Source organism: Catenulispora sp. MAP12-49 (assembly GCF_041262705.1).
Classification (GTDB): Bacteria; Actinomycetota; Actinomycetes; order Streptomycetales; family Catenulisporaceae; genus Catenulispora.
Genome location: NZ_JBGCCP010000015.1, coordinates 176662 through 194945 on the forward strand (window position 1 = coordinate 176662; position 18284 = coordinate 194945).

Consider the following 18284-nt stretch of genomic DNA (forward strand, 5'->3'; position numbering starts at 1 on the left):
GTCCTGGAAGGGAGCGCTTGATGGGTGTCGGTGGCTGGCTCCGCAAGAGCACAGACCGCTTCTTGAGCCGGTTCGAGGACCCGCTGGAGCAGTTCGAGCTGGCCCGGCGTCGGCAGCTGGACCTCCAGACCGACCTGGAGCACCGGCTGCTGCTGGTGCAGCCCGGCTCGAAGGAGGAGGCGAACCTCCTGAAGGCCAAGGCCGAACTGGAGGGCCGGATCTCCGAGTTCCAGGGGATCATCGTGCGGCTGAAGGCTTCGCAGTCCGCCGGGGCTTCGTCGTCGGCGGCGGACAAGCTGGAGGAGGAGATGGCGCGGCTGGCCGAGGACGCGAAGCGCTGGGGCTGACACGCCGCCGGTATTCTTTGTCGCACGGTCGTCCTCATCAATGCTCTGTGGTGTTACGGTGCCACGCATGCAGGCATCAGCACCCTCTTCGGAATCGGCACGCTCTTCGGAATCGGCACAGATCGGCGTCACCGGACTGGCCGTCATGGGCCGCAACCTGGCGCGCAACTTCGCCCGTCACGGTTACACCGTCGCACTTCACAACCGCACCGCCGCTCGGACCCACGCCCTCGTCGAGGAGTTCGGGAGCGAGGGCACGTTCGTCCCGACCGAGACCGCCGAGGAGTTCGTCGCGGCGCTCGAGAAACCCCGCCGCCTGATGATCATGGTCAAGGCCGGCGAGCCCACCGACGCGGTCATCGAGGAGTTCGCCCCGCTGCTGGAGCCCGGCGACATGATCATCGACGGCGGCAACGCGCACTTCGCGGACACCCGGCGCCGGGAGAAGGCGCTGCGCGAGCGCGGCATCCACTTCGTCGGCTCCGGCGTGTCCGGCGGCGAGGAGGGCGCGCTGCACGGCCCGTCGATCATGCCCGGCGGCTCCGCGGAGTCCTACGCCGTGCTCGGGCCGATGCTGGAGGCGATCAGCGCCAAGGTGGACGGCGAGCCGTGCTGCACGCACATCGGCACCGACGGCGCCGGGCACTTCGTCAAGATGGTGCACAACGGCATCGAGTACGCCGACATGCAGCTCATCGCCGAGGCCTACGACCTGCTGCGCAACGTCGCCGAGTACAGCCCGGCGCAGATCGCCGAGGTGTTCCGGTCCTGGAACAAGGGCCGGCTGAACTCCTACCTGATCGAGATCACCGCCGAGATCCTGGCCCACACCGACGCCGCGACCGGCAAGCCGTTCGTGGACATCGTGCGCGACGCCGCCGAGCAGAAGGGCACCGGCCGCTGGACGGTGCAGACCGCGCTGGACCTGGGCTCGCCGGTGACGGCGATCGCGCAGGCGACCTTCGCCCGCGTGGCCTCCAGCCGGACCGAGCTGCGCGAGGCGTACAAGAAGCAGGCCGGCGGGACGGAGCACCCGCTGCGCGCGCACGAGACCGAGCGCTACGTCGCCACGGTCGAGCAGGCCCTCTACGCCTCCAAGGTCATCGCCTACGACCAGGGCTGGACGATGATCCGGGACGCGGCCGAGGAGTTCGGCTGGGACATCGACCTGGCGGAGGTGGCGAAGATCTGGCGCGGCGGCTGCATCATCCGCGCCGCGTTCCTGGACCGGATCCGCGCCGCGTACACCGCCGACGCGACGCTGCCGAGCCTGCTCTCCGAGCCGGAGTTCGCCGGCGAGATCGCCAAGGCCCAGGTGTCCTGGCGCGAGGTGATCGCCTCGGCGGCGCGGCGGGGGATCCCGGTCCCGGCCTTCTCGGCGGCGCTGGCGTACTTCGACACGTTGAGCGCCGGGCGGCTGCCGGCGGCGCTGATCCAGGGGCAGCGCGACTTCTTCGGCGCGCACACCTACCACCGGACCGATCGCGAGGGCGCTTTCCACACGCTGTGGGCGGAGGAGGGGCGGCCGGAGGTCGAGGCCTGAGCGAGGTCTGAGGCCGCATCCGCCGACGGCGGATGCGGGGGGATAGGTCGGCCGGGGCGAGTCCGGGGGCTGTGAGCTTCTAGGGTGCCTCGGCCGGCTCAGGTGCCTTGGCTGACCCAGGCGCCTCGCCCGACGCTGCCGCCGGCCAGTTCCGCAGCGCCACGTCCAGGGCCTCCATCGCGGCGTTCCACGACGCGTCGGCGGCCCGGGCGTTGTGCTGGTAGGAGCCGCCGGCCTCCAGCGTGACGAAGCCCAGGACCGTCGCGCCGAGCAGCCGCACGGCGTCCGTCTCGGCGGGCTCGCCCAAGGCGTAGCCGCGCAGCAGGGCGCGGGTCAGATCGGAGTTCCGGCGCGCGGCGTCGGCGGCGGGGGAGTCCAGGGGGACGGCCATGCGCGCGGCCGTGAAGCGGCCGGGGTGGGCGCGGCCGTAGTCGCGGTAGGCGGCGGCGAAGGCCAGGAGCGCCTCGCGTCCCGAGCGGCCGGCCAGGGCCTCGGAGAGGCGGTCGGCCAGTTCCCCGAGCGCTTTGGCCGCGACCCGGACGCGCAGGTCGTTCGCGTTGCGGATGTGCGAGTACAGGCTCGGTTCCCGTACCCCGAACCGCCGCGCCACCACCCCGATCGTGACGTTCTCGAAGCCGATCTCGTCGGCCAGTTCGGCGGCCGCGGTCACGAGGACTTCCGGGGACAGGCCGGCGCGTGCCATGCGTCTCCTTTGCTGGTTAACGATTTGCCTAAGTGACTTAGGCAAGCTTAGCGTACCGAGCATGGAACCGATCACCGAGAGCCAGATCCGCACCTGCTTCGTCAACTGCTCCAAGGGCGAGGCCCTGCGGATGGGGCTGCCCAGGGAGCTGGAGGAGACGCCGTGGGCCGACCTGGACTTCCTGGGCTGGCGCGATCCCGGCGCTCCCGAGCGCGCCTACCTGGTCGTCGAGCGCGAGGGGAGCCTGGTCGGCCTGTCGCTGCGGGCCTCCGGCGGCGCGGCGCGCGGGTTCGGGGCCCGGAGCATGTGCTCGGTCTGCCTGACCACCCGGACCGGCGGCGGGGTCGCGCTGATGACCGCGCGGCGGACCGGCGCGGCCGGGCGCAACGGGAACTCGGTCGGGCAGTATCTGTGTTCTGATCTGCGGTGCTCGCTGTTCGTGCGGGGGATCAAGACCACGGTGAACGGGCACGATCTGGACGAGTCGGTGGACCTGGAGGGACGGATCGCGCGGGCCGTCGGGAACCTGGACTCGTTCCTGAACCGCGTCCTGGCGCCGTAGGTGGGCGGTGCAGGCGGGCGGCGCCGTCCATGGAAGCCGCAAGCCACCCGCAACCGTCACGCAATCCCCTCGTTCTACCTTCTAAGAAGGCTGATGCCGTACCGCTCAGCCTTCGCCGGGGCCGGCGCCGGTTCCCCCCGATCGGCGCCGGTCCTTCTCCCGTGTCCGGAGCCTCTCAGTCCATCGCCTCGACCAGCCGGCGGCTGACGAGCAGGGCGCCGGCCAGCCCGTGCTCCGGCGAGGTGCCCGGGTCCTGATAGAGCACCACGCCCAGCACCAGATGGTCCTGGCCGTTCAGGGCGCGGTGCGCGGCCCACATCAGGGCGCCGCCGGCGGGGGTGCTGGAGCCGGTCTTGCCGCCGACGACGCCGTCGGCACCCAGGAGCCCGTCGGTGTTGGCCAGGACGTCCTCGGGATCGTCGGGGACCTGGATCACCGGCTCGGCGGTCAGAGCGAGCAGCGTGGGGTCGGTGAGCGCCGTCTTGGCGAGCTGCAACTGGTCGATCGCGGTGCTACGGGTACTGGCGTCCAGGCCGCTGGGGTCGGTGTAGGTGGTGTCCTTCATGCCCAGCGAGAGCGCCGCGGCGTTCATCTCGGCGACGAAGGCGTCCTGCGTCCCGGCGTCCCAGCGGGCCAGGAGCCGGGCGACGTTGTTCGCCGAGGGGACGAGCATCAGCTCCAGCAGGGTGCGCTCGCTCAGGCGCTGGCCGGCGCGCACCGGGGCGGAGCTCTCGTCGCGGGAGTAGGACTCCATGGCGGCCTGCGGGTCGACGAGGATGTCCGGACCGGACTCGCCGTCGGCCAGCGGGTGGTCCTTGAGCACCACGTAGGCGGTCATCACCTTGGCGACGCTGGCTATCGGCACGGGCGTCTGGTCCCCGCAGGTGCCGAGATCCCCGATGCCCTCGGCCCACAGGGCGGTCTCGCCGTCGGAGGGCCAGGGGAGCGAGGCGGCGAAGTCGTGGTACGCCGGGGTGACGAGCTTGAGGTCGGGCGCGGCCGGCTCGTCGAAGCCGTGCGCGGCCAACACCGCGGCGAGCGCGGCGCCGGTGAGGGCGACCAGGCCGAGGAAGGTGAAGACGAAGGTACGCACGCGGTGGCGACGGCGGGGTTTCTGGGGCAATCCACTGGATTCGGCGGTGTTTTCCGCCTGTCCGGATTCCGGCGCCGATTCCCGCGCTGGCGCCGCGGCAGCGGACCCCGTCGACTCCGGCTCGGACGCCGGGGTCGCAGGGCTCTCCGATGCCGCCTGCTCTTCCAGTTCTGGATTGGGCACCCATCGAAGCTAGCGGAGGCCCCTCGTCGAACGCGATCTCGAACGGCAGGTTGTGACAGAACTGCGGGATCCCGCTCAGTCCGCGTCCACAAAACCCACCAGCACCGCCGCCCCCGCCAGCAGTTCCTCAGCCTTCGCCGACTGCCCCGAAGCCTGGTACACCTCCGCCGCGTGCTCCCGCTCCGCGATCTCCGCGCGCACGATCGCCGCCACGTCCGCCTCGCTCAGCTCGCGGCGCGCGGCCTCGGCGGCGCCGATTCCGACCGCGCTGGCCTCGATGGCGCCGGCGCGCACGTCGCCGGCGTCGACCGCTTCGGCGTTCTCGATGGCGGCGAGGGCGGCGCGCAGGGTTGACGCGGTGGCGCGGTCGCGGGCCTTCAAGGCGATCGGGAGGGCGGCGCGGAGGCGGTCGCGCAGGGGTGTCGGGTTCGGGGCGGGCTGCTCGGTCATGCGATGACCGTAGGTGGGGGTGTGCCGGTGATCAAACGGTTATGGGGAACCACTCGGCCAGCGTGGTGATGGTCTTCTTGGAGTCCGTGTGGTGCAGGCCGAGGATGCCGAGGCGGGCGGCGCCTTGGAGGTTGTGCTCCAGGTCGTCGATCATCACGCAGTCGGTCGGTTCGACGCCGAGGCGGGTGCAGGCCAGCTCGTAGATCGCCCGCGACGGCTTGCGGACGCCGACCTCGCCGGAGATCACCGTGATGTCGGCGAGCTCCGTCAGGTCGTAGCCGCGGTAGGCGTCGTCGCCGAGGGAGTTGGAGACGATCGCCACCGGGACGCCCGCGGCCCGCAGGGCGCGCATAGCCGCGAGCATCTGCTCGTCCGGCTTCAGCAGGGCCTGGAAGGCGTCGACGAAGCCCGGCGCCGGGAGTTCGACGCCCCGCGGCGCCAGCAGCTCGGCGATCCCGCGCTCGAACTCCGCCTGGTCGATCCGGCCGCACTCGTGGTCCACCAGCAGAGCGCCGGCTGCCGGGTCGGAACGGAACAGCGTCCCGAACAAGTGCGGATCGCCCGAGACCGTCGCCGAATACGCGGCGAAGGCCTCGAAGATGCTCGACGTCAGCACGCCGCCGAAGTCGGTGAGTACCGCGCGCGGGGTGCTCATGCCGACTCCAACGGGGCGAAGCGCGGCGGACGGCGCTCCAGGTAGCTGTGCACGCCCTCGGCCGCGTCGGGGTGCCGGAACGAGTCGTGCATCAGCTTGGTGGACAGCGCGACCGCCGTCGGCAGGTCGGAATCCATGGCCTGATACACCTGCCGCTTGATCAGCGCCATCGACTGCGGCGAGCAGTTCTCGGCGAGGTCGGCCGCGTAGGCCAGGGTCGTGGAGAGCAGGGATTCGCCGGGCAGGACGCGGTCGACGAGCCCCATGGCCAGCGCCTCCTCGCCCAGGACCACCCGCGAGGAGAACAGGAGGTCCAGGGCCCGGCTCTGTCCCACCAGGCGGGGCAGCAGCCAGGCGCTTCCGTACTCGGCGATCAGTCCGCGGCGCGAGAAGGCCGTCGTGAACTTGGCCTCCGGCGTCGTGAAGCGCAGGTCGCAGTACAGCGCCTGCACGAAGCCCAGACCGGCCACCGGGCCGTTGATCGCCGCGATCAGGGGCTTGCGGAAGGACAGCGGCCGCTCGCGCGGGCGGCGGGTCCGGTCGTCGGCGAGGGTGTCCGGATCGACCGTGCCGAGCTGCGACAGGTCCTCCATGTCGGCGCCGGCGCAGAACCCGCGTCCGGCGCCGGTGACCACCACGACCCGCACCTCGGGGTCGGCCTCCGCCTCGTCGAGGAGCGCGAAGTAGCGCTCCTCGAGCGGGATGTTCCAGGCGTTCAGCCGCTCCGGCCGGTTGAGGGTGAGCAGCAGGACCGCTCCGTGCCGCTCGGCCAGGACCAGCTCGGGCGCATCAGTGTTATGAGTCATGTCAGTCCTTCGGGCCGCCGGCCGCGTAGATCACCTGGCCGGACACGAACCCGGCGTCCTCGCGCACCAGGAACGAGGCCACGGCCGCGATGTCCTCGGGCTTGCCGGAGCGGCCGACCGGGATCTGGCTGATCGCCACCTGGCGGAACACGTCGAAGTCCACGCCCATCCGCTCGGCGGTGGCCTTGGTCATGTCGGTCTCGATGAAGCCCGGCGCGATCGCGTTGGCGGTGACGCCGAACTTGCCCAGCTCGATCGCCAGCGTCTTGGTGAAGCCCTGCATCCCGGCCTTGGCCGCGGCGTAGTTCGCCTGGCCCCGGTTGCCCAGCGCCGAGGTGCTGGACAGGTTCACGACGCGGCCGAAACCGGCGTCCACCATGTGCTTCTGCGCGGCCCGCGACATCAGGAACGCGCCGCGCAGGTGGACGTTCATCACCGCGTCCCAGTCCCCGACGGTCATCTTGAACAGCAGGTTGTCGCGCAGGATCCCGGCGTTGTTGACCAGGATCGTGGGCGCGCCGAGCTCGGCGGCGATCCGCGTCACCGCGGCGGCCACCTGCTCCTCGTCGGAGACGTCGCAGCCCACGGCCAGCGCCTTGCCGCCGGCCTTGGTGATCGCCGCGACGGTGTCCGCGCACGCGGTCTCGTCCAGGTCCACGACGGCGACCGCGTGCCCGTCGGCGGCCAGCCGGGCGGCGACGGCCGCGCCGATGCCGCGCGCGGCACCGGTGACGATCGCCGTGCGGGGGGTTCCGGAGGTGTCGGTCATGTCAGCGTCCTTAGTGCTTTGGCGATCAGGGAGTCGATCTGCTCGGTGGTCGGGGCGAAGGCGGCGGCGCGGTTGCGCGGCTCGTCCAGGACGCGGCGCAGCACGCCCTCGGCGATGATGGCGATCTTCCACAGGCCCAGCGCGTGCCAGAACGCCAGCGCGGCGCCGTCCCGGCCGCTGGCCTCCAGGTACGCGGCGGCCATCTCGTCGCGGTCCGGGAAGCCCGGCATCGTCGAGAAGCTCAGCAGGCCCTGGCCGGCCTCGCCGGCCGCGGGCCAGTAGGCCAGCAGCGTGCCGATGTCGGCCAGCGGGTCGCCGAGCGTGCACAGCTCCCAGTCCAGGACCGAGGCGACCGAGCCGTCGGCCGGGGAGACGATCACGTTGCGCATGTGGAAGTCGCCGTGCACGAGGGTGAGCTCGCGCTGCTCGGGGATCGCGGCGGCCAGCCGGGCGGTCAGCGTGTCCAGGTCGGCGGACTCGCGGGTCTTCGAGTGCTGCCATTGCGTCGTCCAGCGCTTCAGCTGGCGCTCGGCGTACGGCTTGTGGCTGGCCAGGTCGACCAGCCCGGTCTTGTCCAGGTCGACGGCGTGCACCGGCGCCAGCGCGCGGGCGATCGAAAGGCCCACGGCGTGCCGGGTCGGCTCCTCGACCCCGTCCACGACCTCCTTGCGGTCCAGAACCAGGCCGTCGACGAACTGCATCAGGACCATCGGCACGCCGTCCGCGGTCCACACGCCGAACACGCGCGGGACCGGTACGTCAGAGTCCTGCAAAGCGGTCAGGATGCGCGCCTCGCGGGCCACGTCGTGCGCCGAGGCCAGCAGGTGGCCCAGCGGCGGCCGGCGCAGGATCCAGCGGCGCTCGGGGCGTCCGGTGGCGTCGGCGACGGCGTAGGTCAGGTTCGACTGGCCGACGCCGACCCGGGTCAGCGTCAGCGGCGGCTCGTGCTCGATCCCTGATTCGGCCAGCCAGCCCGAGACCAGCCCGGGCAGCTCTTCCAGAGCCGGACCGGCGGAGGATCCGGACTTCTCGGGAGTGTCAGACACCGGCCTGCCCCAGCAGCGCACCGCCGTCGATGACCAGCGTCTCGCCGGTGATCCAGGACGCGGCGTCGGAGGCCAGGAACGCCACCGCTGAGGACACGTCCTCCGGCTCGCCGATCCGGCCCAGCGGGTAGGAGCCGGCGACCCGCTCCTCGTGTTCGAACAGGGCCGCGGCCAGCTTGGTGCGCACCACCGCCGGCGCCACGCCGTTCACCCGCACCTTCGGCGCCAGCTCCAGCGCCAGCTGCTTGGTGACGTGGATCAGCGCGGCCTTGCTGGCGTTGTAGACGCCCAGGTTCTCCGCGACGTGGATGCCGCCGATCGAGGCGGTGTTCACCACCGAGCCGCCGTGCTCGCCCATCCATGCCTTGACCGCCAGCGAGGTCCACAGGATCGGGCCCCACAGGTTGGTGTCCAGGGTCTTGGCGAAGCGGCTCTTCTCGATGTCGATCAGCGGGCCGTACGCCGGGTTGGTGCCGGCGTTGTTGATCAGGATGTCCAGGCTGCCGAAGCGCTCGATCGCGAAGTCGACGCAGGCGCGGGCGGCGTCCTCGTCGGTGGCGTGCGCCTGGTGGCCGATCGCGGTGCCGGGTCCTACGACCTGCTTGGCGGCTTCGTCGGCGTGCTCCTGGGTGCGCGAGGTCAGGACGACGTTCGCGCCGCCGGCGGCCAGCGTCTGCGCGATCGCCAGGCCGATGCCGCGCGAGGCGCCGGTGACGATCGCCGTGCGGCCGGACAGCGAGGGGATGAGGGGGCTGGTCATGAGGTGAGGGGACTCCTGGTCTCAGTGCTGATCTCAGTGCTGGTCTCAGTGCTTGTACTTGGCGAGCTCGATCTTCGCGATCGACCGCTTGTGGACCTCGTCCGGCCCGTCGGCCAGCCGCAGCGTCCGCAGGTGGGCCCAGGCCCAGGCCAGCGGGAAGTCGTCGGTGACGCCGGCGCCGCCGTGCACCTGGATCGCGCGGTCGATGATGCGCAGCGCCATCTCCGGGGCCGCGACCTTGATGGCGGCGATCTCGGTGCGCGCGGCCTTGTTGCCGACCGTGTCCATCATCCAGGCGGCCTTCAGCGTCAGCAGCCGCGTCTGCTCGATGTCGATGCGCGACTCGGCGATCCAGTCCTGGATGTTGGCGCGCTCGGCCAGCGGACGGCCGAAGGTGACGCGGTCGGTGGCGCGCCGGCACATCAGCTCCAGCGCGCGCTCGGCCATGCCGATGGTGCGCATGCAGTGGTGGATGCGGCCCGGGCCCAGCCGGGCCTGGCTGATGGCGAAGCCCTCGCCCTCGCCCTTGAGCAGGTCCTCGGCCGGGACGAAGACGTCCTCGAAGGTGATCTCGGCGTGCCCCTCGCGGTCCTGGTAGCCGAAGACCGGCAGCGAGCGCACGATCGTCACGCCCGGAGCGTCCAGCGGCACGACCATCATCGACTGCTGACGGTGCGGCGCGGCCTCCGGGTCGGTCTTGCCCATGACGATCAGCACGCGGCAGTTCTTGTGCATGGCGTTGGACGTGAACCACTTGCGGCCGTTGAGCACGTAGCCGCCGCGCTGGTCGTCCCGGACCATGAGCATCTCGATGTTGGTGGCGTCCGAGGAGGCCACCGCCGGCTCGGTCATCGCGAAGCCGGAGCGGATCTCGCCGTCCAGCAGCGGCTTGAGCCACTTCTCCTTGTGCGCCTCGGATCCGAAGAGGGTGAACACCTCCATGTTGCCGGTGTCCGGCGCGGCGCAGTTGGTGGCCTCCGGCGCGAGATGGCTGCGGCCCATGATCTCGGCCAGCGGCGCGTACTCGAAGTTGGTCAGCCCCGGGCCCCATTCAGGATGCGGGTGGAACAGATTCCACAGCCCGCGCTTCTTGGCCTCGGTCTTCAGCTCCTCGATGACCGCGGGCTGGTGGTGCGGGTCCCCGGAGGCGCGCATCTGCTCCTCGTAGACCTCTTCGGCGGGATAGACCTGCTCGTCCATGAAGGCGAGGAGGTCGTCCTGGTAGCGCTTGGCGCGGTCGGAGACTGGGAACATGGTTCCGGTATAGTTGAGGTCGGCGTCAAGTTCAAGTAGGGAGACGGCGTTTCGCCATGGGAAAGACTGAGGTTCGCGTCACACCCCGCAGCGCGCGGGGCATCCGCACCCGCACCGCGCTGGTCACCGCGGCGCGCGTGGTCTTCGAGCGCGACGGGTACCTGGACGCCCGGCTGGCGGACATCTCCGCGGAGGCGGGGGTCGCGTCCGGCTCGCTCTACACCTACTTCGAGGGCAAAGAGGAGATCTTCCGCGCGGTCGCCGAGCAGGTGGCCGAGGAGATGATGCACCCGCACCTGCGCGCCCGGACCGGGGTCACCGACCCGCGCGAGCTGATCGACCTGGCCAACCGCGAGTACCTGCGCTCGTACAAGAAGAACGCCAAGCTGATGGGGCTGTTCGAGCAGGTGTCGCAGGTCGACGAGGAGTTCCGCGCGGTGCGGATCGAGCGCGCGAACGCCTTCGTGCAGCGCAACGCGAAGATGATCCGGACCCTGCAGGAGGCCGGCGCCGCGGACACCGAGCTGGACCCGCTGCTGACCGCGCACGCGCTGTCGGGGATGGTGTCGCGGATGGCGTTCGTGGCGTACGTGCAGAAGGTGCCGATGCCGTTCGAGCGGTTGGTGGAGACGCTGAACCGGATCTGGGTGAGGGCCCTGGGTCTGGAATCCGCAAGCGGTCTCGAACCTGGGGGCGGCTCCGCGTAGGCTCCGGGGCCATGGGCTACACCACGGAATTCACCGGCGCGGTCACGGTCGAGCCGCCGTTGAACAGGCACGAGATCTCGTATCTGCGGCGCTTCGTCGGCACGCGGCGCATGGACCGCGAGCAGGGTCCGTACTACTGCGGCACGGGGTTCGCCGGGCAGGACGAGGAGCCGGACATCCTGGACTACGACAAGGCCGGGTTCGGGCAGCCGGGGCTGTGGTGCCGGTGGGAGCCGACCGACGACGGCCGCCGGATCCAGTGGGGCGGGGCCGAGAAGTTCTACCACTCCGAGGAGTGGATGGCCTACCTGATCAGGACGTTCCTAATGCCGGGAGCGGTGCTCTCGGAGGAGTTGGCGGCGGGTTTCGAAGGGCGCTACTACGCCCCGGAGTTCGAGTACTTCACGTTCGACCACGTCGTGAACGGTGTCATCGACGCGGACGGGGAAGAGGTCGACGACGTCTGGCAGCTCATCGTCACCGACAACGAGGTCACCTCGCGCGAAGTGGAGTCAGGGCTCACCGATATCGAGGAGCCCTGACTTGAGCCCTGACGTGAGCCCTGACTTGAGCCCCGACGTGATCTGATCCGGCCTCGTCCGCGAAAGCCGCGCTCAGCTCGTCGGCAGATCCACGAGCTCGGCGAGCCGCCGCCGGTGCCGCGTCGGGCTCCCCAACGCGATCGAGGCGCTCTTGGCCCGCTTCAGATACAGGTGCGCGGGGTGTTCCCAGGTGAAGCCGATGCCGCCGTGCATCTGCACGCACTCCTCGGCCGCCTGGACCGCGACCGCCGAGCAGTGGGCCTGCGCGACGGCGACCGCGATCTCCCGCTCCCGGCCGGTCGCCGAGGCCGCGTGGCGGGCGACCGCCCGGGCCTGGGCGATCTGGACCCACAGCTGTGCCAGGCGGTGCTTGAGTCCCTGATAGGAGCCGACGGCGCGGCCGAACTGGTGCCGCGTCTTCACGTACTCGACCGTGGTCTTCAAGCACTGCTCGGCCAGGCCGAGCTGCTCGGAGGCCAGGATCGCCGCCCCGCTCAGCAGCGCCTGCGAGAGCGGTTCGTACCGGATCGCGAGCAGCTGGCCGGGCGTGTCGTCGAACTCGACGTCGCTCAGGACCCGCGTCATGTCCAGCGTGGTGGCCGGGGTGATGCGCGCGTCGGACGCCTGGACCACGTAGATCGAGCCGTCGGAGGGGACCAGCAGGACGTCGGCGGTCTGCGCGCCCGCGACGCTGGTGACCTTGCCGGTGAGCCGCGCCGGGTGCGGGGCCTCGCGGGGCGGCCACGGCGTGACCGAGACCCGGCCCTTGTACGTCGTGTCGGGCGAGCGCGTGAAGGGGATCGCGATCACCGCGGTCACCTCGCCCGAGGCGATGCCGCGGAGCAGGTCCTCGGCCGCGGCCGCGGTGCCGTTGCCGCCTTCCCGCGCCGCCAGCAGGAGTTCGGTGGCCATCAGGTTGCCCAGGAACGGCACCGGCGCGACCGCCTTGCCCAGTTCCTCGGCGACCACGGCGGCCTCGCGCAGCGAAGCGCCGGCGCCGCCGAGCTCCTCGGGGATCAGCAGGCCGGCCGCGCCGATCCCGGTGCCCAGCGCCTTCCACAGCTCCGTGTCGTACGGCTCGGCCGTCTCGGTGCGGGCCAGCACCGCGGACCACGGGGCGCGGTCGGCGAGCAGGTCGGCGACGGCGGTCCGCAGCTCTTCCTGGTCTTGCGAGTACAGGAGTTCGTCGCTCACCGGGGGAGGTCCTTCCACGCGACGTCCTTGTCGGTCCGGATCTCGCCGGGCAGGCCCAGGACGCGTTCGGCGATGATGTTCAGCAGGATCTCCGAGGTGCCGCCCTCGATCGAGTTGCCCTTGGACCGCAGGTAGCGGTAGCCGGGGGACCGCCCGACGAAGTCGACGGTGTCGGGCCGGCGCATCGTCCAGTCGTCGTAGCGCAGCGCGTCCTCGCCGAGCAGTTCCAGCTCCAGGCCGGAGATCTGCTGGTTGAGGGTGGCGAAGGCGTACTTCGCCGCCGAGCCCTCGGGCCCGGGCTGGCCGGCGGCCAGCTGCGCCGACAGCCGCTGCGCGGTCAGGCGTGCGGCCTCGGCCGCCACCCACAGCGTCATCAGCCGGTCGTGCAGCGCCGAGTCGCGCACCTTCTCGTTCTCGCGCCAGGTCTTCGCCAGCACGCCGATCATCCCGGACTCGCGCGGGGAGGACCCGCCGCCGATCGCGACGCGCTCGTTCATCAGCGTCGTCTGCGCGACCTTCCACCCCTCGCCGACCGCGCCGAGGCGCTGGCCGTCGGGGATGCGGACGTCGGTCAGGAAGACCTCGTTGAACTCGGCCTCGCCGGTCATCTGCCGCAGCGGCCGCACCTCGACGCCCGGCGCGGTCATGTCCAGCACGAAGTAGGTCATGCCCTGGTGCTTGGGCACGTCCGGATCGGTGCGGGTGACCAGGATCGCCCAGCGCGCCTCGTGCGCCATGGACGTCCACACCTTCTGGCCGTTGACGACCCAGTCGTCGCCGTCGCGCACGGCGCGGGTGGCCAGCGCGGCGAGGTCGGATCCGGCGCCGGGCTCGGAGAACAGCTGGCACCACACCTCCTCCCCGCACCACAGCGGCCGCAGCCAGCGCTGTTTCTGCTCCTCGCTGCCGAAGCCGAGGATGGTCGGGGCGGCCATCCCCAGCCCGATGCCGATGCGCCGGGGCCCGTTGTCGGGGGCGCCGGCGGCGGCGAACGCCTTCTCGGCGATCGGCTGCCGGTCACGCGGCAGGCCCAGGCCCCCCAGCCCCGGCGGATAGTGCAGCCAGGCGAGCCCGGCGTCGAAGCGGGCACGGAGGAAGTCCAGCCGGTCCGTGCTGCCGGGATCGTGGGAGGCCAGGAAGTCGGTGATGCGGTTCTCGAGGTCGTGCTGGGTGATCAATGGCGGCACCCTTGCTTTCCAACCGGTCGGTAACTGTCCGCTCAGTATTGTCCTGGCGGGGGTGGTGTCAACAGGGGTTGATCGATTTCAGCATTCATGATCGGCCCACCACGCCTTGGCCGAGGCCAGCAGATGGTGCCGGACCAGGTCCACGTGCGGGTTGGCCGAGCCGCCGGGCCGGCGGACCAGATACGCGGTGTTCAGCGGTGCTTCCTCGGGCTGGTGGAGCAGTGTCAGAGCACTGCTGTCCAGCTCCGCGCGGCACAGGTATTTCGGGAGCACCGTCCAGCCGGCGCCGGCCACCGCCGCGGTGCGGATGGCGCGCAGATCGGGGATCGTGGTCAGCTGCGCCGGGGCGGACAGCTGCTCGTTGAAGACGTAGCGCCAGTAGCGGCGGATTATCGGCAGATCGGCGTCGTAGGCGATGAGCGGAACATCGGTCAATGCGGCCGGAAGCGCCTTGCCCTTAAGCCTTTCGGCCCAACGCGGTGCCGCCACAAGGATGAACTCCTCGTCGGCGAAGGGCTCTGAGACCAGGCCCCTGCTGTTCGGCCGCCGGGTCGAGATCACCAGGTCGTGCCGGCCGGCGCGCAGCTCGTCCAGGAGATCGTCGGTGAGGCCGGTGGAGACGCGGAGCTGGACGCCGTCGGCGATCAGCGGCGCGACCAGTCCCATGCCCACCGCGCCCAGGAACTCGGCCGGTCCTGCCAGGTGCACGGGCTCGGCGACCGGGGTGTCCGCCTCGTCGGTGAGGCCGGACAAATGGTCGAGCGACGACGCGACCTGCGCCGCCAGCTCGTCGGCGTAGGGGAGCGGCACCACACCGCGGGCCCGGCGCTCGAAAAGCTCTCGGCCCAGGCGGGTCTCCAGCGCGCGGATCTGCGTGGTGACCGTCGACTGGGACAGCCCGAGCAGGTGCGCGGCGGCGGTGAAGGAGCCGGAGCGGTGCACCGCCAGGAAGGTGCGCAGCTGGTTGAGGTCCAGGGGGTCGGCCATGATGCGAGGCTACCTCGATCCATCGATAAACAGATACGTGCCATCGGAGTACCCATTGGTCTCGATAAGTTCACCAGGTTTACTGTCGGGGCATGGCGAAGATCCTGATGGTTATGACCGGTGCCGACTCCTGGACCTTGAAGGACGGCACGAAGCATCCGACCGGCTTCTGGGCCGAGGAGGCCGTGGCGCCCTACCAGGCGCTGAAGGCCGCCGGCCACGAGGTGGCCGTCGCGACCCCCGGCGGCGTGGTGCCCACCCCGGACGCCGGCAGCCTGTCCGCGCAGTTCACCGGCGGTGAGGACGGCGCGCGGCAGATGTCCGACGCGGTGGCCGCGATGACCGAGCTGCGGAGCCCGGCCGTGCTGGCCGACGTCTCCCTGGACGACTACGACGCCGTGTTCTACCCCGGCGGCCACGGTCCGATGGAGGACCTGGCCGAGGACGCCGACTCCGGCCGTCTGCTGACCGCCGCCCTGGCCTCCGGCAAGCCGCTCGCGGTGGTGTGCCACGGTCCGGCCGCGCTGCTCGCCGCCAAGGGCGCGGACGGGAAGTCGGCCTTCGCCGGCTACCGCGTCGCCGCGTTCACCAACGAGGAGGAGGTCCAGGGCGGCCTCGCCGACAAGGCGAAGTGGCTGCTGGAGGACCGCCTGGTCGCCGACGGCGTGGTGGTCGACAAGGCCGCGCCGTGGACGCCGCACGTCGTCGTGGACCGGAACCTGATCACCGGGCAGAACCCGATGTCGTCCGCGCCGCTGGCCGCCGAGCTGCTGAAGGCGCTCGGCTGAGCGACGATGAGCAGGCCGGACTTCTCTTTTTAAATCCTTTCATCCCTCCCCACCTTCACTCTCTTGGAGCAACTCGTGTCCGTCGCCAGTCGTGAATGGCAGCTGATCGCACGTCCGGTCGGCGAGCCGAAGGCCTCCGACTTCCGCCTGCTGCAGGCCGAGGTCGCCGACCCCGGTCCGGGACAGATCCTGGTGCGCAACACCTGGCTGTCCGTCGACCCGTACATGCGCGGCCGGATGGACGACGTCCCGTCCTACATCCCGCCGTTCCAGCTGGACGAGCCGATGACCGGCGGCGCGGTCGGCGTCGTGGTGGCCGCCGGGGAGGGGTCGCCGGTGCCGGTCGGCGCGACGGTCTCGCACTTCGAGGGCTGGCGCGAGTACGCGCTGCTGGAGGCCGCCAGGACGCAGGTGCTCGACACGTCGAAGGTGCCCGCGCAGGCGTTCCTCGGCGTGCTCGGCGTGACTGGTCTGACCGCGTACGTCGGGCTCACCGAGATCGCGCCGGTGAAGGAGGGCGACGTCGTCTTCGTCTCCGGGGCGGCTGGCGCGGTCGGCTCGGTGGCCGGGCAGATCGCCAAGAAGCTCGGGGCGTCGAAGGTCATCGGGTCGGCCGGCGGGCCGGAGAAGGTGCGGCGGCTCAAGGAGGACTACGGCTTCGACGTCGCGATCGACTATCGCGAGGGCGAGCTGAACGCGCAGCTGAAGCAGGCCGCGCCGGAGGGCATCGACGTGTACTTCGACAACGTCGGCGGCGACCACCTCGACGCGGCGCTGCGGCGGATGAACCTGTTCGGGCGCATCGCGCTGTGCGGGGCGATCTCGGTCTACAACGAGAAGGGGCGGCCGCCCGGGCCGGCTCACCTGACCAACGCGATCGGCAAGAGCCTGACGCTGCGCGGCTTCACGATCGGGCACCACATGAAGACGTTCCCGGAGTACATCGGGAAGGCCGTCGGGTGGCTCGCGGACGGCTCGCTCCGCGCGGACGAGACGGTCGTCGACGGGATCGACAACGCTTTGGACGCCTGGTTCGGTCTGATGAGCGGGGCCAACACCGGCAAGATGTTGGTACACCTGCCCGAGGCCTGAGCCCGGGTTCCGTACTCCGGCCTAAGCGCTCTGTGATCCGAACGGTCGCCTCGACCTCCCGCGCTCCGCTCAGGTGGGATAGGGAGGACGCATGCGTATTGTGATTGCGGGCGGCCATGGAAAGATCGCGCTTCTGCTGGAGGCGCGCCTGAGCGCGGACGGTCACACCGTCCAGGGGCTGCTGCGGCGGCCCGACGGCGCCGACGATCTGGTGGCCGCCGGGGCGGAGCCGGTCGTCTTCGACCTGGAGAGCGCGACCGCCGAGGCGCTGGCCGAGGTGATCCGCGGCGCCGACGCCGTGGTGTTCGCGGCCGGCGCCGGCGCGGGCAGCACCGCCGAGCGGAAGTACACCGTCGACCTCGGCGGCTCGGTCCTGCTGGCCGAGGCCGCCGAGCTGGCCGGGGTGCGGCGGTTCGTGCAGGTCTCGTCGATGGGGGCCGGGGCGCCCGCGGCCCCGGGGTCGGACCCGATCTGGGTTGCGTACATCGACGCCAAGACCAAGGCCGAGGACGACCTGCGGGGCCGTGATCTGGACTGGACCATCATCCGGCCCGGCGGCCTCGTCGACACGCCGGGTTTGGGTCTGGTGCATCTGGTTACCACCACCGGCCGGGGGACCGTTCCGCGAGCCGACGTCGCGGACGTCCTCGCCGAGGTCATCGAACAGCGGGCCGGCATCCACCAGACCCTCGAACTGGTGTCCGGGTCGACCCCGATTTCTCAGGCCGTCGCAGCCTGGAAGGGATGAGGAAATGCAATACATCACTTTGAATGACGGAGTCAGCATCCCGCAGCTGGGCTACGGCGTCTGGCAGGTCCCCGACGAGCAGGCCCACACCGCCGTCGGCACCGCCCTGGAGATCGGCTACCGCCACATCGACACGGCCGCCGCGTACGAGAACGAGACCGGCGTGGGTCGCGCGATCCGCGACTCGGGCATTCCGCGCGAGGACATCTTCCTCACCACCAAGCTCTGGAACGGCGACCACGGCTACGACGCCGCCCTGCGCGCCTTCGACAAGAGCCTGGAGCGCCTCGGCACCGACTACGTGGACCTGTATTTGATTCACTGGCCGGTCCCGGAACAGGATTTGTATATCGAGAGCTGGCGCGCCCTGGAGAAGATCAACGCAAGCGGCCGGGCCAAGGCCGTGGGCGTCTGCAACTTCACCGCCGAAACCCTCGAACGCCTGGTCAAGGAGTCCACCAAGATCCCGGCGATCAACCAGATCGAACTCCACCCCTACTTCCCCCAGCCGGCCATGCGCCAGCTGAACGAGAAGCTGGGCATCGTCACCGAGGACTGGAGCCCCCTGGGCCAGGGCGGCGACCTCCTCAAGGAGCCGGTCCTGATCCGCATCGGCGACGCCAACGACAAAACCCCGGCCCAGGTCGTCCTCCGCTGGCACCTGCAACTCGGCAACGTGGTCATCCCGAAGTCCGTCACCCCCTCCCGCATGATGGAGAACTTCGACGTCTTCGACTTCGAACTCACGCCCGCCGAGATGGACGAGATCACCGCCCTGCGGCGGGACGACGGCCGGATCGGGCCGGACCCGGCGCATTTCAATTACGTGGGGTGAGGCGGTACTCGCTGGGCCGGCCGATCACGGCCG

General features: G+C 70.8%; 21 protein-coding genes. 9 read left to right on the forward strand and 12 right to left on the reverse strand.

Annotated elements, in window-relative coordinates; translation table 11 throughout:
- The first annotated feature begins 20 nt into the window (after positions 1–20).
- Positions 21–347 carry a hypothetical protein gene (locus ABIA35_RS26175; protein WP_370343638.1) on the forward strand — a complete coding sequence of 109 codons (327 nt, stop codon included), beginning with the start codon at positions 21–23 and terminating at the stop codon, positions 345–347.
- Between the two features lie 67 nt (positions 348–414).
- Positions 415–1890: an NADP-dependent phosphogluconate dehydrogenase gene (gene gndA, locus ABIA35_RS26180; RefSeq protein WP_370359664.1), complete on the forward strand. Its 1476-nt coding sequence runs from the start codon at positions 415–417 to the stop codon at positions 1888–1890.
- Positions 1891–1969: 79 nt separating this feature from the next.
- Here gndA and ABIA35_RS26185 read toward each other — a convergent pair whose 3' ends face one another.
- Entirely contained in the window at positions 1970–2593 is a 624-nt protein-coding gene (locus tag ABIA35_RS26185) for a TetR/AcrR family transcriptional regulator (protein WP_370347228.1), read from the reverse strand.
- 61 nt (positions 2594–2654) lie between these two features.
- Here ABIA35_RS26185 and ABIA35_RS26190 point away from each other — a divergent pair, with 61 nt between their 5' ends.
- Positions 2655–3155 (forward strand): FBP domain-containing protein, encoded by a 501-nt coding sequence (locus ABIA35_RS26190; RefSeq protein ID WP_370359666.1) that lies wholly within the window; start codon positions 2655–2657, stop codon positions 3153–3155.
- 175 nt (positions 3156–3330) lie between these two features.
- Here the strand turns inward: ABIA35_RS26190 and ABIA35_RS26195 are convergent, their stop codons facing one another.
- The 8 genes from ABIA35_RS26195 to ABIA35_RS26230 all read right to left on the reverse strand — a co-directional run bounded on the left by ABIA35_RS26195 (position 3331) and on the right by ABIA35_RS26230 (position 10171).
- A complete protein-coding gene (locus tag ABIA35_RS26195) occupies positions 3331–4248 on the reverse strand; it encodes a D-alanyl-D-alanine carboxypeptidase family protein (protein WP_370347225.1) in 918 nt (305 codons plus the stop codon).
- 258 nt (positions 4249–4506) lie between these two features.
- A complete protein-coding gene (locus tag ABIA35_RS26200) occupies positions 4507–4881 on the reverse strand; it encodes a hypothetical protein (RefSeq protein WP_370359668.1) in 375 nt (124 codons plus the stop codon).
- Between the two features lie 31 nt (positions 4882–4912).
- Positions 4913–5536, reverse strand: coding sequence for an HAD-IA family hydrolase (locus tag ABIA35_RS26205; protein ID WP_370359669.1), 624 nt, complete (start codon positions 5534–5536; stop codon positions 4913–4915).
- A complete protein-coding gene (locus ABIA35_RS26210; RefSeq protein WP_370347219.1) occupies positions 5533–6342 on the reverse strand; it encodes an enoyl-CoA hydratase-related protein in 810 nt (269 codons plus the stop codon). The genes ABIA35_RS26205 and ABIA35_RS26210 overlap by 4 nt, the downstream gene beginning before the upstream one ends.
- A 1-nt stretch (position 6343) precedes the next feature.
- Positions 6344–7111, reverse strand: coding sequence for a 3-oxoacyl-ACP reductase FabG (gene fabG, locus ABIA35_RS26215; protein ID WP_370347217.1), 768 nt, complete (start codon positions 7109–7111; stop codon positions 6344–6346).
- Complete coding sequence (locus ABIA35_RS26220; protein ID WP_370359721.1) at positions 7108–8112, reverse strand: phosphotransferase family protein; 1005 nt, start codon at positions 8110–8112, stop codon at positions 7108–7110. The genes fabG and ABIA35_RS26220 overlap by 4 nt, the downstream gene beginning before the upstream one ends.
- A gap of 37 nt (positions 8113–8149) precedes the next feature.
- Entirely contained in the window at positions 8150–8917 is a 768-nt protein-coding gene (locus ABIA35_RS26225) for an SDR family oxidoreductase (protein ID WP_370359671.1), read from the reverse strand.
- A 45-nt stretch (positions 8918–8962) separates the two neighbouring features.
- Entirely contained in the window at positions 8963–10171 is a 1209-nt protein-coding gene (locus ABIA35_RS26230; RefSeq protein WP_370359672.1) for an acyl-CoA dehydrogenase family protein, read from the reverse strand.
- Between the two features lie 56 nt (positions 10172–10227).
- On the opposite strand from ABIA35_RS26230, the gene ABIA35_RS26235 reads away from it, so the two are divergent.
- Positions 10228–10878, forward strand: coding sequence for a TetR/AcrR family transcriptional regulator (locus tag ABIA35_RS26235; protein ID WP_370359674.1), 651 nt, complete (start codon positions 10228–10230; stop codon positions 10876–10878).
- An 11-nt stretch (positions 10879–10889) separates the two neighbouring features.
- Complete coding sequence (locus ABIA35_RS26240) at positions 10890–11420, forward strand: hypothetical protein (protein WP_370359675.1); 531 nt, start codon at positions 10890–10892, stop codon at positions 11418–11420.
- A gap of 72 nt (positions 11421–11492) precedes the next feature.
- Here the strand turns inward: ABIA35_RS26240 and ABIA35_RS26245 are convergent, their stop codons facing one another.
- From ABIA35_RS26245 to ABIA35_RS26255, 3 genes are all read right to left on the reverse strand, one after another.
- Entirely contained in the window at positions 11493–12614 is a 1122-nt protein-coding gene (locus ABIA35_RS26245) for an acyl-CoA dehydrogenase family protein (protein ID WP_370359677.1), read from the reverse strand.
- Positions 12611–13801, reverse strand: coding sequence for an acyl-CoA dehydrogenase family protein (locus ABIA35_RS26250; RefSeq protein WP_370359678.1), 1191 nt, complete (start codon positions 13799–13801; stop codon positions 12611–12613). The genes ABIA35_RS26245 and ABIA35_RS26250 overlap by 4 nt, the downstream gene beginning before the upstream one ends.
- Positions 13802–13879: 78 nt before the next feature.
- Positions 13880–14788 (reverse strand): LysR family transcriptional regulator, encoded by a 909-nt coding sequence (locus ABIA35_RS26255; protein WP_370359680.1) that lies wholly within the window; start codon positions 14786–14788, stop codon positions 13880–13882.
- A 92-nt stretch (positions 14789–14880) separates the two neighbouring features.
- Between ABIA35_RS26255 and ABIA35_RS26260 the strand changes: the two genes are divergently transcribed.
- From ABIA35_RS26260 to ABIA35_RS26275, 4 genes are all read left to right on the forward strand, one after another.
- Complete coding sequence (locus tag ABIA35_RS26260) at positions 14881–15576, forward strand: type 1 glutamine amidotransferase domain-containing protein (RefSeq protein ID WP_370359682.1); 696 nt, start codon at positions 14881–14883, stop codon at positions 15574–15576.
- A gap of 75 nt (positions 15577–15651) precedes the next feature.
- Positions 15652–16668, forward strand: a complete 1017-nt coding sequence (locus ABIA35_RS26265) for an NADP-dependent oxidoreductase (protein WP_370347198.1) — start codon at positions 15652–15654, stop codon at positions 16666–16668.
- Between the two features lie 91 nt (positions 16669–16759).
- Complete coding sequence (locus ABIA35_RS26270) at positions 16760–17416, forward strand: SDR family oxidoreductase (RefSeq protein ID WP_370359684.1); 657 nt, start codon at positions 16760–16762, stop codon at positions 17414–17416.
- A 4-nt stretch (positions 17417–17420) separates the two neighbouring features.
- Positions 17421–18251 carry an aldo/keto reductase gene (locus ABIA35_RS26275; RefSeq protein ID WP_370359686.1) on the forward strand — a complete coding sequence of 277 codons (831 nt, stop codon included), beginning with the start codon at positions 17421–17423 and terminating at the stop codon, positions 18249–18251.
- The last annotated feature ends 33 nt before the right edge of the window (positions 18252–18284 follow it).

Bases quoted from the DNA above. Each gene is read 5' to 3' on its own strand.
- ABIA35_RS26175 (WP_370343638.1), top strand. From the start codon at position 21: ATGGGTGTCGGTGGCTGGCTCCGCAAGAGCACAGACCGCTTCTTGAGC.
- gndA (WP_370359664.1), top strand. From the start codon at position 415: ATGCAGGCATCAGCACCCTCTTCGGAATCGGCACGCTCTTCGGAATCG.
- ABIA35_RS26185 (WP_370347228.1), bottom strand. From the start codon at position 2,593: ATGGCACGCGCCGGCCTGTCCCCGGAAGTCCTCGTGACCGCGGCCGCC.
- ABIA35_RS26190 (WP_370359666.1), top strand. From the start codon at position 2,655: ATGGAACCGATCACCGAGAGCCAGATCCGCACCTGCTTCGTCAACTGC.
- ABIA35_RS26200 (WP_370359668.1), bottom strand. From the start codon at position 4,881: ATGACCGAGCAGCCCGCCCCGAACCCGACACCCCTGCGCGACCGCCTC.
- ABIA35_RS26205 (WP_370359669.1), bottom strand. From the start codon at position 5,536: ATGAGCACCCCGCGCGCGGTACTCACCGACTTCGGCGGCGTGCTGACG.
- ABIA35_RS26210 (WP_370347219.1), bottom strand. From the start codon at position 6,342: ATGACTCATAACACTGATGCGCCCGAGCTGGTCCTGGCCGAGCGGCAC.
- fabG (WP_370347217.1), bottom strand. From the start codon at position 7,111: ATGACCGACACCTCCGGAACCCCCCGCACGGCGATCGTCACCGGTGCC.
- ABIA35_RS26225 (WP_370359671.1), bottom strand. From the start codon at position 8,917: ATGACCAGCCCCCTCATCCCCTCGCTGTCCGGCCGCACGGCGATCGTC.
- ABIA35_RS26230 (WP_370359672.1), bottom strand. From the start codon at position 10,171: ATGTTCCCAGTCTCCGACCGCGCCAAGCGCTACCAGGACGACCTCCTC.
- ABIA35_RS26235 (WP_370359674.1), top strand. From the start codon at position 10,228: ATGGGAAAGACTGAGGTTCGCGTCACACCCCGCAGCGCGCGGGGCATC.
- ABIA35_RS26240 (WP_370359675.1), top strand. From the start codon at position 10,890: ATGGGCTACACCACGGAATTCACCGGCGCGGTCACGGTCGAGCCGCCG.
- ABIA35_RS26255 (WP_370359680.1), bottom strand. From the start codon at position 14,788: ATGGCCGACCCCCTGGACCTCAACCAGCTGCGCACCTTCCTGGCGGTG.
- ABIA35_RS26260 (WP_370359682.1), top strand. From the start codon at position 14,881: ATGGCGAAGATCCTGATGGTTATGACCGGTGCCGACTCCTGGACCTTG.
- ABIA35_RS26270 (WP_370359684.1), top strand. From the start codon at position 16,760: ATGCGTATTGTGATTGCGGGCGGCCATGGAAAGATCGCGCTTCTGCTG.
- ABIA35_RS26275 (WP_370359686.1), top strand. From the start codon at position 17,421: ATGCAATACATCACTTTGAATGACGGAGTCAGCATCCCGCAGCTGGGC.